This window comes from Micromonospora sagamiensis (assembly GCF_014680085.1).
Classification (GTDB): domain Bacteria; phylum Actinomycetota; class Actinomycetes; order Mycobacteriales; family Micromonosporaceae; genus Micromonospora; species Micromonospora inyonensis.
Map to the genome: position 1 here is coordinate 4,875,748 of NZ_AP023438.1, position 14,391 is coordinate 4,890,138.

At 74.2% G+C, this 14,391-nt stretch carries 16 protein-coding genes; 8 read left to right on the plus strand and 8 right to left on the minus strand.

Annotation, left to right across the window (positions count from 1 at the left end):
* The first annotated feature begins 24 nt into the window (after positions 1-24).
* Genes IGA62_RS21550 through IGA62_RS21560 form a run of 3 tightly spaced genes read left to right on the plus strand, consistent with a single transcriptional unit; the run spans position 25 to position 3,220 of the window.
* Entirely contained in the window at positions 25-1,347 is a 1,323-nt protein-coding gene (locus tag IGA62_RS21550) for a helix-turn-helix domain-containing protein (RefSeq protein WP_145819119.1), read from the plus strand.
* Positions 1,344-1,643, plus strand: coding sequence for a YciI family protein (locus tag IGA62_RS21555; RefSeq protein ID WP_145819118.1), 300 nt, complete (start codon positions 1,344-1,346; stop codon positions 1,641-1,643). The genes IGA62_RS21550 and IGA62_RS21555 overlap by 4 nt, the downstream gene beginning before the upstream one ends.
* Complete coding sequence (locus IGA62_RS21560) at positions 1,643-3,220, plus strand: hypothetical protein (protein WP_145819117.1); 1,578 nt, start codon at positions 1,643-1,645, stop codon at positions 3,218-3,220. The genes IGA62_RS21555 and IGA62_RS21560 overlap by 1 nt, the downstream gene beginning before the upstream one ends.
* 43 nt (positions 3,221-3,263) lie before the next feature.
* On the opposite strand, the gene IGA62_RS21565 is transcribed toward IGA62_RS21560, so the two are convergent.
* Positions 3,264-3,830: a GNAT family N-acetyltransferase gene (locus tag IGA62_RS21565; RefSeq protein ID WP_145822085.1), complete on the minus strand. Its 567-nt coding sequence runs from the start codon at positions 3,828-3,830 to the stop codon at positions 3,264-3,266.
* Between the two features lie 114 nt (positions 3,831-3,944).
* On the opposite strand from IGA62_RS21565, the gene IGA62_RS21570 reads away from it, so the two are divergent.
* Together IGA62_RS21570 and IGA62_RS21575 are read left to right on the plus strand one after the other, a co-directional pair.
* A complete protein-coding gene (locus tag IGA62_RS21570) occupies positions 3,945-4,658 on the plus strand; it encodes a siderophore-interacting protein (protein ID WP_145819116.1) in 714 nt (237 codons plus the stop codon).
* Positions 4,659-4,704: 46 nt separating this feature from the next.
* On the plus strand, positions 4,705-6,216 hold the full coding sequence (locus IGA62_RS21575; protein WP_232624729.1) for an MFS transporter: 1,512 nt from the start codon (positions 4,705-4,707) through the stop codon (positions 6,214-6,216).
* 60 nt (positions 6,217-6,276) lie between these two features.
* Here the strand turns inward: IGA62_RS21575 and IGA62_RS21580 are convergent, their stop codons facing one another.
* The 3 genes from IGA62_RS21580 to IGA62_RS21590 all read right to left on the minus strand — a co-directional run bounded on the left by IGA62_RS21580 (position 6,277) and on the right by IGA62_RS21590 (position 7,726).
* On the minus strand, positions 6,277-6,738 hold the full coding sequence (locus IGA62_RS21580; protein WP_145819115.1) for a hypothetical protein: 462 nt from the start codon (positions 6,736-6,738) through the stop codon (positions 6,277-6,279).
* A gap of 93 nt (positions 6,739-6,831) precedes the next feature.
* Entirely contained in the window at positions 6,832-7,314 is a 483-nt protein-coding gene (locus tag IGA62_RS21585; RefSeq protein ID WP_145819114.1) for a hypothetical protein, read from the minus strand.
* 64 nt (positions 7,315-7,378) lie between these two features.
* Positions 7,379-7,726, minus strand: coding sequence for a DUF952 domain-containing protein (locus IGA62_RS21590; protein WP_145819113.1), 348 nt, complete (start codon positions 7,724-7,726; stop codon positions 7,379-7,381).
* A gap of 75 nt (positions 7,727-7,801) precedes the next feature.
* Here IGA62_RS21590 and IGA62_RS21595 point away from each other — a divergent pair, with 75 nt between their 5' ends.
* Positions 7,802-8,083 (plus strand): hypothetical protein, encoded by a 282-nt coding sequence (locus IGA62_RS21595; RefSeq protein WP_145819112.1) that lies wholly within the window; start codon positions 7,802-7,804, stop codon positions 8,081-8,083.
* Positions 7,975-8,211: a DUF2087 domain-containing protein gene (locus IGA62_RS21600; protein WP_145819111.1), complete on the plus strand. Its 237-nt coding sequence runs from the start codon at positions 7,975-7,977 to the stop codon at positions 8,209-8,211. Before IGA62_RS21595 ends, IGA62_RS21600 begins: the two co-directional genes overlap by 109 nt.
* 33 nt (positions 8,212-8,244) lie before the next feature.
* On the opposite strand, the gene IGA62_RS21605 is transcribed toward IGA62_RS21600, so the two are convergent.
* Positions 8,245-8,619, minus strand: a complete 375-nt coding sequence (locus tag IGA62_RS21605) for a DoxX family protein (RefSeq protein ID WP_145819110.1) — start codon at positions 8,617-8,619, stop codon at positions 8,245-8,247.
* A 115-nt stretch (positions 8,620-8,734) separates the two neighbouring features.
* Between IGA62_RS21605 and IGA62_RS21610 the strand changes: the two genes are divergently transcribed.
* Positions 8,735-9,181 (plus strand): protein-tyrosine phosphatase family protein, encoded by a 447-nt coding sequence (locus IGA62_RS21610; protein ID WP_145819109.1) that lies wholly within the window; start codon positions 8,735-8,737, stop codon positions 9,179-9,181.
* On the opposite strand, the gene IGA62_RS21615 is transcribed toward IGA62_RS21610, so the two are convergent.
* The 3 genes from IGA62_RS21615 to IGA62_RS21625 are packed head-to-tail and all read right to left on the minus strand — an operon-like array spanning position 9,142 to position 14,380.
* Entirely contained in the window at positions 9,142-10,359 is a 1,218-nt protein-coding gene (locus IGA62_RS21615; RefSeq protein WP_145819108.1) for an MFS transporter, read from the minus strand. The two genes, IGA62_RS21610 and IGA62_RS21615, sit on opposite strands and share 40 nt — an antisense overlap.
* A complete protein-coding gene (locus IGA62_RS21620) occupies positions 10,332-11,201 on the minus strand; it encodes a thioesterase domain-containing protein (RefSeq protein ID WP_145819107.1) in 870 nt (289 codons plus the stop codon). The genes IGA62_RS21615 and IGA62_RS21620 overlap by 28 nt, the downstream gene beginning before the upstream one ends.
* Complete coding sequence (locus IGA62_RS21625) at positions 11,198-14,380, minus strand: non-ribosomal peptide synthetase (RefSeq protein WP_145819106.1); 3,183 nt, start codon at positions 14,378-14,380, stop codon at positions 11,198-11,200. The genes IGA62_RS21620 and IGA62_RS21625 overlap by 4 nt, the downstream gene beginning before the upstream one ends.
* Positions 14,381-14,391: the final 11 nt, after the last annotated feature.

Below are 14,391 nucleotides of genomic sequence, written 5' to 3' on the forward strand. Positions count from 1 at the left end.
CGGCGACGACGTGGAGGCAGCACAGTGATCGGCATTATCGGCCCGGAGGACTCGATCCGGCTCGTCCAGGAGGTCGCCGAGGGCGAACAGCGCGCCGCCGACCTCACCGTCCGCGCGTACACCCGGCCGGAACAGGCCCCCGACCTGGCCCGGGAACTCGACGAGCTGTGCCAGGTCATGCTCTTCACCGGACGCATCCCGTACGCGTTCGCCGCCGCCACCGGCGGGCTGCGCGCCGAGATCGACTTCGTGCCGCACGCCGGCATCGACCTCTACCGGACGTTGTCCCGGATGCTGCTGGCCACCGGTGGGCGGCTGCCCCGGGTCAGCGTGGACACCATCGAGGCCGACGTCGTCCGGGAGACCTACCACGACATCGAGCAGATCCCGCCGACCGAGATCCTGCCCATCGCCGACTCCTCCGGACTGCTCTTCTCCGGCCTCGACGAGATCACCGCGTACCACCGGGAGCGGTACGCCTCGGGGGCGGTCGAGGCCTGCCTGACCTGCCTCGGGGCGGTGCACCGGGACCTGCGGGAGGCGGGGGTGCCGGTCTGGCGCGTCGAGCACACCCGCGCCTCGGTCCGCGACGCGCTGCGCCGGGCGTGGCTCGCCGCCGAGGTACGCCAGTCCCGGGGCACCCAGATCGCGGTGATGATGATCGAGCTGGCCGAGCCGGCGAGCCGCCAGGTCGATCCGTACCAGGCGGAACGGGCGCGGCTGCGGCTGCGCGAGGCGCTGCTGGAGCACGCCGAGCGGATGCGCGGCCGGTTGGGCACGATCGACGACCGGACGATGCTCATCACCACCACCCGGGGCACCGTGGAGAGCGCCATCGCCCGGTTCCGGGCCGGGCACGCCTCCCTGCTCACCCTGCGCGGTGTCGACGTCGAGCACACCGTCGGCTTCGGGGCCGGCACCACCATCGCCGCCGCCGAGGACAACGCCCGCAAGGCGCTGGCGCTCGGCCGGAGCAGCGGCGACACCCACGTGGTCTTCCCGGACGGGGAGATCTACTCCAGCCGGGAGAGCCCGGTCAAGCAGCGGCTCCGGGAGACCGCGCCGGGCGTGCTGCGGGTCTCCGAGCAGCTCCGGCTCGGGCCGCTGTCCACCCGCCGGCTGCTGGAGGCGCTGCACCAGATGGACCCGAACCAGGTGACCGCGCGAGGGCTGGCCGACGCGTACGGGGTGGAGGCCCGCTCCGCCCGCCGGCTGCTCAAGGCGCTGCGGGCGGCGGGTTTCGCCGAGGAGGTCGGGCTGCACGTCAGCACGGGCGCGGGCCGGCCGCAGACCGTCTACCGGGTGGCCATGCAGCGTCTCGGTGAGGCGATCGGGGGTGGCACGTGAGGTTCGAGCCCACCTTCCTGGTCACCGCCACGTTCGCCGCCGACGCCGCCACCCGGCGGGAGCCGCACCGCGCCGCCCACCTCGCCCACGTGGCGTCCCTGCTGGCCGACGGCACCGCCCTGGTCGCCGGGGCGCGGGCCGACCTGGGCGCCTCCGTCCTCGTCCTGCGGGCCGCCGACGCCGACGCGGCACGCGCCCGCTGTGCACACGATCCGTACTGGCAGCACGGGGTCTGGACGGCCATCGAGGTGGTCGAGTACCTCGCCGCCACCCCGCAGTCCCTCGGGAGGTCATGATGTCGCAGTACCGCCGGATCGCCGGGGTGCGGGTGCACGGTGCCGAGTCCGCGCCGTACGCCGCCCGGCTGGTGGAGGAGGCCCTCGGCCGGTCGCCCGAGGGGGTGCCGGTCCGCTTCGCCGTCGACCCGGCCCTGCCCGAGGGCGGCTACCGGGTCGAGGTGCCCGGGACCGGTGAGATCCGGCTCGTCGGCGACCCCTTCGCCGGGCTGGTGTACGCCGCCCGGGAACTGGCCGACCTGGCCACCCCGGCCGGCGTGCCGGTGGGCGTCCGGACCGGGTCGCCGGGCCTGCCGCTGCGCACCCTCTGGACCTGGGACCACTCCACCAACTGGGACCTGCGCCAGCTAGGCCAGCAGGAGATCGGCGCGCTCAACCCGTACGCCAAGTCGGCCGAGGCGTTCGGCGCGGACTACCGGCGGCTGGTCGACTTCTGTAGCCGGGAGCGGATCGGCGGCATCGTCGTGTACGGGCTGCTGCGCGACGCCCACGGTGGCGTCGAGGCGGCCCGTGAGCTGTGCGAGTACGCCAACCAGCGCGGCGTGCGGATCGTCGCCGGCATCGGGGTCAACGCCTACGGCGGCATCTACTTCGACGGCCGGCACCGCTACAACCTCGCCACCTGGCTGCGCCAGCGCCCCGACCTCGCCGCCGAACTGCCGAAGAAGGTCGGCTTCGACATCGACGAGTTCGGCGACCTGCACTTCCCGGCCAGCGAGTACATGATGGCCGCCTGCCCGTCCCAGCCGGACAACCTGGCCTGGCACCGCGACGCCGTCGACTGGCTGCTGGACACCCTGCCGGTGGGCGGGATCAACTTCGAGACCGGCGACTACGGCAGCTGCGCCTGCGCCCGGTGCACCGCCCGCACCGGCGGGGAACGCACCTCGTGGTCGTACGAGGCGATGCGGTCGGTGTACCCGACGCTGCTGGACACCGCCCGCCGGACCGGCCCGGCCGGGGTGCCGCTGCGGCACCTGGTCGAGGTCTACTGGGACAACATCTTCGACCTCGACGCGCAGAAGCCCCTCGCGGACCTGCCCGACGACGTCGCCTACCAGTACTGCGTGAACCGGGGCTTCTGGTACGACAACCGGGAGCGGCTCACCGCCGACCACGTCGACCGGCTTCCGCACACCACCAACGTGCTGCGCACCCACGCGGGTTCACAGTGGAACCGGCAGCGGCACTCCTGGGTGCCGGAGATGTACGCCGACATGGCCACCCGCTCCGGGACGGCCGGGCTGCGCGGGCTGACCATCTTCGCCGAGCCGTCGGCGTACCACCCGACGAACGAGATCAGCTACCTGGCGTACGCCCGGTTCACCTGGAACCCGGACCTGGCCTGGGCCGACTTCTGGCGCGACGACGTCGCCCCCCGGTTCGGCGGCCCGGCGGAGGCGCAGGCGTTCGCCGACGGCGCGGCCGTGCTGGACGACCACGCGGCGACGGCGGAGGCGCTCGACGCCGTCCGGTCCGACGCCCTGGCCATGGTCGCCGCCACCGCCGCTGACGTGCAGCGCCGCTGGTTGTGGCTGGCCGAACGCGCCGCCCGCCACGCCCACTCCGCCGCCTGACCCGCCCGGGACGGACCCGGCCAGTCCCGCACGGCCGGTGCGGTCACCGGCCCACCGGCTGCGGATGGTCGGCCTCGAAGCGGGTGCGGGTGAGGAAGGCCAGCTGGGCGCGCTTCTCGGGCAGGTCGATCTGGTCGTCGAAGGTGAAGCCCTCCCGCTCCAGCCGGCGCAGCGCCAGTTCGTTGCGTACGTCGGGCTCGACCACGATGCGGTGGTGCGCCGGGTCGCGGAACAGGAACCGGGCCAGCGCCGGCCCGATCGCGGTGGTCAGGCCGTGCCCCGTGCCGGGCGGCGGGGCCAGCAGCAGGTGCATGCCGATGTCGCCGGGGCGCACCTCGTAGCGCTCGCCGACCGGGTCGGCCGCCGGCTCGTAGGTCTGGAACAGGCCCACCGGCACCTCGTCCAGCAGGATCAGGTAGGCGTGATGGGTGGTGAGGCCGTCGATGAACTCGTAGACCTCACGGACGTCGTCCGGCGTGAAGGAGCCCATACCCCAGTACACTGCCCGGGGCTGGGTGACCCAGCCGTGCAACAGTCCGGCGTGGACCGGGGGGTCCACCGGTGTCAGCGACAGGGTGCCGAAGCCGGGGATCGTCTCCTGGTACATCACGTGCCTCATCTCATGGTCTTGCGGGTCGTCCGGTGCGCGGCACGACGCCTCTCCCCAGAACCGGTTGTTTAGGTTAGCCTTGCCTAACTGGGCAGGACTGTACGGGAGGACCGCGTGAAACGGAACTGGGAAGCCCTGGTGCTCAAAGCCATGGGAGGCAGGGACTTCCGGCTGACCGTGCTCGAGTCCGAGTCGGTGAACGCCCACTACCAACGCCTGCTGGTCGACGGTGGCGGGCTGCTGGAAGCGTGCGGCGTGCACCCGACGATGTGGGTCCGCCTGTGGTTCGACAACGACGGCAAGGCGCACCAGCGCGCGTACACCCTGGTCGACCCGGATCCGGCGACCGGGCGGTTCCACCTGGAGTTCGCCCTGCACGACGGCGTGGCCGCCCGCTGGGCGACCGACGTCCGCCCCGGCGACACCATCGACGCCACCGTCCAGGGCACCGGGTTCGCCCTGCCCGACCCCGCCCCGCGCCACCTCTACCTGGTCGGCGACGCCGCCTCCCTGCCGGCGGTCAACAGCCTGCTCGACCACGCCGGGGACGTCCCGGCGACGGTCTGGCTGGAGTACGCCCACACCGACGAACAGGCGTTGACCCCGCGTGCCCGGGGGCACCACAAGGTGATGTGGGTGCCCCGCCAGGACGGCGGTCAGTACCTGGTCGACACGGTGTGCGCGGCGATCCCGCCGGACACCGACGGGGCGTACTACTGGGTCGCCTGCGAGGCGGCGAGCAACCGGACCATCGCCCGGCACCTCCGGCGCGGCCTGGGTGCCGGCAAACAGCAGGTCTCCTCGCTCGCCTACTGGACCGCCCGGTGACCCGAGCCGTCCACCCGCCGGCGGACGGTCCCGGAGGCGGTGCCCGGTGACCGTGGCACCCGCCACGGCCGGCCCCCCGACCCGCGACGACGCCGTCGCGACCCGGCTGCCGACCCGCTGGCTCATCCTCGGGGTGCTCAGCCTCGCCCAACTCGTCGTGGTGCTCGACAACACCGTGCTCACCGTGGCGGTGCCGGCACTCACCCGGGACCTGGCCGCCAGCACCGCCGACATCCAGTGGGTGATCAACGCGTACGCCCTGGTGCAGTCCGGCCTGCTGCTCACCGCCGGTAGCGTGGTCGACCGTTACGGCCGGCGGCGGATGCTGCTGGCCGGGCTCGTCCTGTTCGGGCTCGCCTCGCTCGCCGCCGCGGCCGCGCAGTCCAGCGGGCAGCTGATCGCCGCGCGGGCGGCCCTCGGCATCGGTGGGGCCCTGCTGGTCACCGGCACCCTGGCGGTCGCCATGCAGGTCTTCGACGCCGAGGAGCGGCCCCGGGCGATCGGCATCTGGGCGGCGGTCAGCGCGCTCGGCTTCGCCGCCGGGCCACCGGTGGGCGGGCTCGCCCTGGCGCACTTCGACTGGCCGGCCATCTTCCTGTTGAACGTGCCGATCGTGCTGCTCTGCGTGGTGGCCGCCGCGCTGCTGGTGCCCGAGTCGCACGGTGCCACCGGCGGGCGCCTCGACCTGGTCGGGGCGGTGCTCTCCACCGCCGGACTGACCGCGCTGGTCTACGCGGTCATCCGGGGACCCGAGGACGGCTGGGGTTCCGGGCCGGTGCTCGGCGCGGCACTGGCCGGAGTGACGCTGGTCGGCCTCTTCGTCGGCTGGGAACGGCGCGTCCCGCATCCCATGCTCGACATGACCCTCTTCCGCGACCGGCGGTTCGTCGGTGCGGTGGCCGGCGTCGTGCTGATCACCTTCGGCAGCGCCGGCGCGCTGTTCCTGCTGGCCCAGCAGTTGCAGTTCGTCCGGGGCCACTCGGCCTGGGAGGCGGGCCTGCGCACGGTGCCGTTCGCGCTGACCGTGGTCCTGCTCAACCTGGTCGGTGTCACCGCCCGACTCATCCGGGTGCTCGGCACCCCGGCCGCCATCGCCACCGGCATGACGTCGCTCGCCGTCGGGCTCGTGGTCGCCGCCCACGCCCCGACCGACGGCTACGGCGTGCTGCTGGGCGGTCTGGTGCTGATGGGCGCCGGCTGTGCGGTGGCCAATCCGGCCATCGTGGAGGCGGTGATGAGCGCGATCCCCGCCGACCGCGCCGGTGCGGGGGCCGGGGTGGACGGCACCATGGCGGAGGTCGGCACGAGCCTCGGCGTGGCCGTGCTCGGCGCGGTGATGAACGCGCGGTTCACGGCGGCGCTGCCGGTCGCCCTGGCCGGTGCCGCCTCGTTCCCCGCGGCCATGGCCGCCGCCCGGAGCGAACCGGAACGCCAGTCGGTCGCCGAGGCGTTCTCCTCGGCCGTGGTCGTCGGTCAGACCGTCGGCGCGGGTGCCGTCCTGGTCGGTGGCCTGCTGGCCGCCCTGCTCCTGCACCGCGCGGCCCGCCGGGCCGGCTGACCCCGGGACCGGGCCCGGCCGGACGTCGGAGTGTCTCCGCGCCGACCGGGCCCGGCCGGATCAGTGCCGGACCGTGAACCGGACGTCCTGGCCCAGGTAGTCGATCTCGTACAGCACCCGGTACCACGCGCCGTCCGGCACGTCGGTGGCGAGCACCACCGGCTGGGAACGCGGGCCGTGGGAGCAGGCCGTGACCGGCTCGGTGGCGATCGGCTCGCTGCCGTCGGTGGGGTAGAAGACGACGAGGAAGTCCTGGCAGCGGTCCGTCGGCACCGCCACGTCCACGACGTGCGAGACGCTGATGGTGGTGCAGGTCGGGTCGTCGGGCACGGCCAGCAGCACGGTGGCCACCCGTCCGCCGGCGTAGAAGTCGGACTCGGGCCGGATCGGGGTGCAGTCGCGCGCCGACCGTCCCGGTGCCGAGCCCGGCTGGGCGTGGGCGGCGCCCGGTGCCGCCAGTCCGGGCGCGAGGAGTGCGATCAGACCGGTCACCGCTGCCAGCGGGTGGATCCTGCGATTCATGGCCGTTTCCCTTCGGAGAGAGTGTCTACCCGGACTGTCTCCCCGAACCGCCGGATGGTTCGTGACTGTTCGACGACGCGTCGTCGCCGGTGCTCAGTCGGGCTCGCCGAGGCGCGCCGGGTCCCGGGCCTCGCCGCGGACGATCGCCCGGCACGAGGTGGCCAGCAGCAGCCCCAGCCCGGTGGCCATGACCGGCAGGCCGATGCCGAAGGGCAACTGCGCCACCGGGTTCAACGCGGTCTGCTCGCCGACGACGGCGAAGCTGGCCGCCACCACCGCGAGACTGGTGACCAGGGTGCCCACGGCGGCGACCACACCGGTCATCGCCGCCGCCGTGCTGCCCCGGGCCAGCAGGGCCGCCCCGCCGGCCACCAGCAGCCACCCGAAGGTGAGCAGGGTCCAGCCGCCCCCGTCGCTGAGTGACGCGTACGCCCAGCCGGAGAAGGACCACGCGTACCCGCTGCCCTTGCGGAACCAGGGCAGCAGATATCCGGCGAGGGTGAGCAGGGTGGCCACGAGCATGCCACCGTCGATGGCGAGCAGGGGCGACCCCGACTTCTGCGCGGGCGTGGACATGACGTCCTCCTGGTCCGTTGCGGTGCGACAGACACGCTGCCACGACGGGTCAAGAGGACGGCCGCTACCGCAGCTCGTCGGGGAGGAGGAACGCCCCGTCGGCGGCCCGGAGCAGCGGGGTCACGGCGGTGACGGCATCGAGGTTGAGCGGCCCGTAGATGTGCGGGAACACCACCCCCGGTGCCACCTCGTCGTCGCGGACCGGTGCGGCGAGCCGGGCCGGGTCGATGTGCAGCAGCAGGAGTGGACCGGCGTCGGCGTAGAAGGCCTCGGCGACACCGAGGACCTGGTCGCGCCGTGAGGCGTGGATGAAGCCCTCGTCGGCCAGGGTCCGGCCCCGGGTGGACATCCGGTAGTCCCCGGCCTCGCGGGCCCGCTGCCAGTCGGCCGCCTCGGCGATGTGGAAGAGCACAGCCGGACGGTACCGGGTGGCGCAGGCGACGGAAAACCTGTTGAGGGACGAGCGCGGAACGGGAAGAAAGGGGGCGTGACTCCTGAGACGGTGGTGCGGTTGGTGGCGGAGCCGGATCGGCTGCGGGTCCTCGGCGCGGTCGCGCTCGGGGCGGTGACGCCCGACGCCGCCGTGGCGGCCTCCGGCCTCGGTGCGAAGGCGGCGCTGGTGGCGCTGCGTCGACTACGCGAGCAGGAACTCGTGGTGGGCTGCGCCACGTCGCCGAGCGGTCGTTCACGCCCGGCGTCGACTATCCGGAGTCGGCCGTCAACGACCGGCTCCGCGCCTGGTGCGACGGGGGAGAGGTCGACCACGTGACGGTCCGGCGGTACCTCGTCGACCTGCGGATCCTCTCCCGGGCGGGCGGCGTCTACCGGCTCGGCCCGGAGCCGGCCGGCGAACCCGGCCCGGCGGAACGGCACGTCCGGGCGATGGGCCTGGACTGAGCTACCGGTCGGGCTGGTGGTCGGGCAGGGCGGTCAGAAGGCGTACGGCCCGAAGCGGCCCCAGACGACGAACACGAGCAGGGCGACCAGCGCCAGGTTCCGCAGGACCGGCCCGGCCTCCCGGCGCAGGGCGTGCGTGACGACCGCGCCGACCATGATGACGAGCAGGCCGAGGGCGGCCAGCGGCACGAGTACCGGAGCGATGCCGAACAGGCCGGGAAGGATCAGGCCGAACGCGGCGAGCACCTCCGCCGCGCCGATGAACTTGATCAGGCCGGGCGGGAACGGCTCCAGGGCCTCCATGCCGTTGGTGAGGAGCTGGTCCTTGGGACGGGCCAGCTTGATGCCACCGATCACCAGGAAGACGGCGGCGAGCAGACCCGCGGTGACCCACAGGGCGACGTTCATGTCTGGGCCCTTCGAGGAAGCCATTCGAGATCGTAGATCAGCACGGAACCGTAGCAGATCAAGCGACGCCCGGCCTTCCGTCCACGCAGGACCGCCCGCTCCCTACCATCACCTGATGGACACGACGTGGGAACCGACCGCCCCCGGGGTGCTGCGCCTGCCGTCGGGCCGGCTGGTCCGCGGACGCGGGCTGCGGGCGGGACCGCCGACCGGCCCCGCCCCGACCTTCGCCGTCTACCTGCTCGGTGCGCCACCGCCGCCGGTGGACTGGGAGAGCCGCTGGCTGCCCTGGCCCGACTTCCGGCTGCCCCGGGACCGGGCCGCCGTCGGGCCGCTGCTGCGTGAGGTGTGGGAACGGGCGGCGAGCGAGCGGGTGGAGGTGGCCTGTGGCGGCGGTCGGGGGCGCACCGGCACCGCCCTGGCCTGCCTCGCGGTCATCGACGGGGTGCCGCCGGCCGAGGCGGTGGCCTTCGTCCGGCGGCACTACCACCGCCGCGCGGTCGAGACGTTCTGGCAGAAGCGCTACGTCGCGACCTTCCGTCCCGCCGGACTGGACGGCTGACCGTCCGGGCGGGGGCCTCCGCCCGGACGGTCAGCCAGCAGCGACTCGCCCGCGACGACCGCCAGCGCGGCGAAGGTGACCAGCGCGCCGATGCCGAACACCCCGCGCGCGCCCAGCGGCGCGAGCACCAGTCCACCCACCGCCGCGCCGACCGCGATGCCCACGTTGAACGCCGCCGAGTTGGCCGCGAAACCGATCTCGGTCCGCCCGGGCGCGACCACCAGGATCCGGGCCTGGGTGGCCATGAAGACCGGTGCCGCCGACGCGCCGAGCAGGGCGAGCATGGCGATCACCGCGACCTTCTCGGTGGCGAACAGCCAGAGGCCGAGCAGGGCGACCGCCTGGAGCCCGATGGTCAGCACCAGCGACCCGTTGGGGAACCGGTCGAGGATCTGGCCGACCCCGCTCACCCCGGCGATGCCGGCGAGCCCGAAGACGAAGAGCAGGGCGCTCACCGTCTCGTCGGTGAAGCCGGTGACGTCGGTGAGCAGTTGGACGACGTAGGTGAACCCGGCGAACATGCCGGTCACCGAGACGGCGGTGGCCAGCAGCGTGACGACGAACCGGCCGGTGTGCGGGGCGGAGCCGTACGCGCCGTGGCTGTCCTGCGGGCGGCTGGTCGGCAGCAGCGCCGCGATCAGCACCAGCGCGGCGAGGGACAGGGCGGTCAGCACCAGGAACGGCGCCCGCCAGCCGCCCTGCTGCCCGAGCCAGGTGCCGGCCGGCACACCGAGCACGGTGGCCAGCGAACCCCCGACCGACATCACGGCGATCACCCGTCCCCGTACCTCGGGGGCGAAGAGCCCCACCGCGACGGGTGCCATCACCGCCCAGAAGAGGGCCTGGGCGACGGCGGTCGCGATCCGGGCGGTCAGCAGCACCCAGTAGCTGGCCGCGACGATCGAGACCAGGGTGGACATCACGAGGACCGCCAGCACGCCGGTGAGCACCCACCGGCGGGGCAGGTCCCGGGTCACCTGGGCGAGCGGCAGCGACACGACGGCCACCGTCAGGCCGTAGCCGGTGACGAGGTAGCCGACCGAGGAGAACGTGACGTCCAGGTCCTCGGAGATCAGCGGGAGCAGGCCGATCGGCAGGTTCTCGGTGGTGTTGAAGGTGAAGGCGGACAGGGCGAGAGCCAGCAGTACGGTCACGCGCCGCCAGGTGGCGGAGGACATGCGTCGGCCGTTCCTTTCCGGGCGTACGGGCGCCCTCGGTCGTCGTACGTGGTGGACAGGCAGCGGCGCAGGGCCCGGCCGAGCGCGGCCAGCCCCTCGCCCCGCCAGATCGAGTAGTGGTCGCCGGGGACCACGATCTCCGTCACGTCCGTGGCCAGGCCGTCCCAGCGCATCAGCTCGGCGGAGGAGTCGGCGGCGCGGACCAGGGTGACCGGTCCGTCGTATCCGCCGGTGGGCCGGTACCGGCTCAGCGCCGTGAGGTGGGCGTCGAACAGCGCGTACCGGTGCAGCAGGAAGGAGTGGTCGAGGTCGTCGGGGAGGACACCGGCCCGGGACAGCGCGGTGAACGCCCCTTCCGGGGTGCTACCGGCCGGGAGCCCGGCGAGTACCGCCCGGGCGGGCTCGACCGGCTGGCCCGAGGTGGCCAGCAGGTCCACCACGAACCTCGTCGTCCGGGCCAACCCCTCGGGGTGCCGCAGCAGGGTCGGCACGATGCTGTCGACCAGGACCAGCGCCGGCACGCCGAACCCGGCGGCCCGCAGTCGCTGTGCCAGGTGGTACGCGACCACGCCGCCCATCGACCATCCGAGCAGGGCGTACGCCCGGTCGGGCCGGGCCCGGCGCAACGAGTCCAGGTAGCCGGCCGCCAGTTCCGGCAGTGAGCCGGCCGGCGGACGGCCGTCGTCGAATCCGGGTGCCTCCAGGGCGAGGACGGGCTGGTCGGCCTCGACCAGGGCCCGCAGCGGCAGGTAGGGGTACGGGGAACCGGAGATGGCCGGTACGCAGCACAGCGGGGGCCGGTGCCCGGTGGCGCGGATGGTCAGCACCGCTCGGTCGGTCACCTGACCGCCCCCCGCGTCGTGCCGTCGATCCGGGCGGCGAGGTCGCGGATCGTGGCGGTGCCGTAGAGCAGGCGCAGGCTCAGCCGCACCCCGAAGGCCCGGTTGACCTGGCTGACCACCCGCATGCCCTGCAACGAGCTGCCGCCCAGCGCGAAGAGGTTGGCGTCCACGCCCACCTCCGGCACACCGAGCACCTCTCCGAAGATCGCCACCAGGGCGGCCTCGGTCGGGGTGGCCGCCGGGGCGGTGCCGCCCGGTGCGGTGACGGGATCCGGGTCCGGCAGCGCGGCCCGGTCGATCTTCTGTGAGCTGGTCAGCGGGAACTTGTCGAGCACGCACCACGCGCCCGGCACCAGGTACGCCGGCAGCACCGCGTCGAGGTGGGCGCGGAGTTCCGCCGGGGTGGGCGGCGGCCCCTCCGCGCTGACGTACCCGACCAGGCGGGGTTCCCCGCGCGGGTCGGGGCGGACCACCACCGCTGCCCGGCTGACCCGGGGGTGGGTCAGCAGCGCCGACTCGATCTCGCCGGGCTCGATCCGCAACCCGCGCAGCTTGACCTGGTCGTCGAGGCGACCGAGGAACTCGAGTTCGCCGGCGGCGTTCCAGCGCACCAGGTCGCCGCTGCGGTAGACCCGGCCACCGGGCCGGAACGGGTCGGGGACGAACCGTTCCGCGGTCCGTGCCGGCTGGCCGAGGTAGCCCCGGGCCAGCCCGACGCCCCCGATGAGCAGCTCACCCGGGGCGCCCCGGGGGGCGAGCCGCCCGTACCGGTCCACCACGTACAGCCAGCGGCCGGGGTGGGGACGTCCGATCGGCGGTGGGCAGTGCCCCGGGACGGGGGCGCACTCGTGGTCGGTGCAGGCCACCGAGACCTCGGTCGGACCGTAGAGGTTGACCATGCGGCGGCCGGGCAGCTTCCAGGCGTCGACCAGATCCGTCGTCAGCACCTCACCGGCGCTCATCACGACCCGTAGGTCGGGGTGACCGGCCGGATCGAGGCTGCCGAGCATGGTCGGGGTCAGCCCGAGGTAGGTGACCCGACGCGCGCGCATCAGCGCCGACACCTCGTCCGGCGCGGACCCCTCCTCGGGGGAGACGAGCACCAGCGTGGCGCCGACGGTGAGCGCGGTGAGCACCTCGCCGAGGGCCAGGTCGAAGGTGAGCGAGCAGAACTGGAGCATCCGGTCGGCCGGCCCCAGGTCGAGGGCCCGGCGGTAGCGGTCGACGAAGCAGCCCAGGCCGGCGTGGTCGAGCGCCACCGGCTTGGGGCGACCGGTCGACCCGGAGGTGGTCACCACCGCGGCCAGGGTGGCGGCGGTGTGCGCCGGCAGCGGCCCCGGCGCGGGCGGGTCGGCCGCCGGGCCGTCCACCGGCAGCACGTCCCGACCCGGCAGCGGCGGCAGCCGGTCGACCAGGGCGGACCGGGCCAGCACCACCGGCGCGTCGACCGTGTCGATCAGACGGCCCAGCCGTCGGGGCGGGTGCGTCGGGTCGAGGACGGTCACCGCCGCCCCGGCCCGCAGCACCCCGAGCACGGCGACGAGCAGGTCGAGGTCCCGGTCGGCGACGACGGCGACCACCCGCTCCGGACCCGCCCCGTGCCGGACCAGCCGGTGGGCCAGGGCGTCCGCCCGGTGGAGCAGTTCGCCGTAGGTCAGCTCCCGTCCCCGGCAGACCGCGGCCACCGCCTCGGGACGGGCGGTGGCGACCGCCGCGATCCGGGCGTCCAGCGGACGTCCGTCCGGCCGGAACGGACCACCGTCGCCGAGTTCGAGCAGCGCCGTCCGCTCCCGCGCGGAGAGCAGCGGGAGACGCGACAGCGGACGGGCCGGGTCGGCGCATCCGGTCGTCAGCAGGGTGGTGAGGTGGTCGAGCAGCGCGTTGATCCGCCACCGGTCGAACAGGTCGGTCGCGTACGTGAGGTGGACGGCGATGCGCTCGCCGGTGACGGCGAAGTCGACGGAGAGGTCGAACGGGGACCGCTCGGACGGGGGCGGGACCAGCTCGACGGTGAGGCCGGGCAGGGACAGTCCGGCCCCCGTGGTGTCCGCGCCGAGCAGCTGCACGCAGACCTGGAACAGCGGGTTGCGCCCCTCGGTGCGGACCGGCCGGACCCGCTCGACCACCTTCGCGAAGGGGACCTCGTCGTGGTCGTAGAGCCCGAGGCTCGCCTCGGCGACCCGGTCCAGCAGGTCGTCGAAGGTGGGATCGCCGGACAGGTCGAGGCGGAGCACCACCATGTTGACGAAGAGCCCGACCACGTCCTCCAGCTCGGCCTCGGCCCGGCCGAGCAGCGGCACGCCGAGAGACAGGTCCTCCTGGCCGGCCTCGGTGGCGAGCACCGCCGCCAGGCCCGCGGTCAACAGCATGAAGGGGGACACCTGGCGGTCGCGGCACAGCGCCGCCACCCGCTGTCCCAGCGCGTCGGGCAGGGGCCGGACGACCGTCGCGCCGGGCCGTCCGACGGCAGCCGCCCGGGGCCGGTCGGTGGGCAGCTCCACCGGTGGGACGTCGCGCAGCGTCCGCTCCCAGTGCCGTAGCCCGGCCGCCAACGTCTCCGGCGTGAGCCGGGCGCGCTGGGCCAGCACGTGCGCGGCGTACGTGCGGCCCGGCGGCGGCAGCTGCGGGGGGTGGCCGGCGACCGCGCTGGCGTACCCGGCGGCCAGGTCCCGCCGGAGCACCCCGGTCGACCAGCCGTCGGTGACGATGTGGTGCAGGAGCAGCAGGAGTACGTGGTCGTCGGCGGTGACCCGGAGCAGCAGGAAGCGGTACAGCGGGCCGGCCTGGAGGTCGAACGGGGCGGCGACCTCCGCCCGGAGCGTCCGGTGCAGGGCGGTCTCCCGGTCGTCGGGGGTGTCGCCGGGCACCGCGCGCACCTCCAGCCGGGCCGGGGCCGGTGGGGCGATCTCCTGGTACGGCGTGCCGTCCTCGGTGCCGAACGTGGCCCGCAGCGCGTCGTGCCGGGCCACCAGGGCGGTCAGCGCGGCCCGGAGCGCGGTGACGTCCAGCGTCCCCCGCAACCGGTAGACGAGGGGACTGTTGTAGGCGGACTCCCCGGGGCTGAGCTGGTCCACCAACCACAACTGCTCCTGCGCGAAGGAGAGCGGTAGTCGGGCGCTCGTGGCCGGCGCGACGGCCGGCGGGAGCACGCCGCCGACCGTGGGGACAGGGGACGTCATCGTCGGCATCC

What these genes read in the sequence shown, in the direction of transcription:
- IGA62_RS21610 (WP_145819109.1), top strand. Translation starts at nt 8,735, where the DNA reads ATGGACACGACGTGGGAACCGACCGCCCCCGGGGTGCTGCGCCTGCCG.
- IGA62_RS21615 (WP_145819108.1), bottom strand. Translation starts at nt 10,359, where the DNA reads ATGTCCTCCGCCACCTGGCGGCGCGTGACCGTACTGCTGGCTCTCGCC.
- IGA62_RS21605 (WP_145819110.1), bottom strand. Translation starts at nt 8,619, where the DNA reads ATGAACGTCGCCCTGTGGGTCACCGCGGGTCTGCTCGCCGCCGTCTTC.
- IGA62_RS21580 (WP_145819115.1), bottom strand. Translation starts at nt 6,738, where the DNA reads ATGAATCGCAGGATCCACCCGCTGGCAGCGGTGACCGGTCTGATCGCA.
- IGA62_RS21585 (WP_145819114.1), bottom strand. Translation starts at nt 7,314, where the DNA reads ATGTCCACGCCCGCGCAGAAGTCGGGGTCGCCCCTGCTCGCCATCGAC.
- IGA62_RS21560 (WP_145819117.1), top strand. Translation starts at nt 1,643, where the DNA reads ATGTCGCAGTACCGCCGGATCGCCGGGGTGCGGGTGCACGGTGCCGAG.
- IGA62_RS21625 (WP_145819106.1), bottom strand. Translation starts at nt 14,380, where the DNA reads ATGACGTCCCCTGTCCCCACGGTCGGCGGCGTGCTCCCGCCGGCCGTC.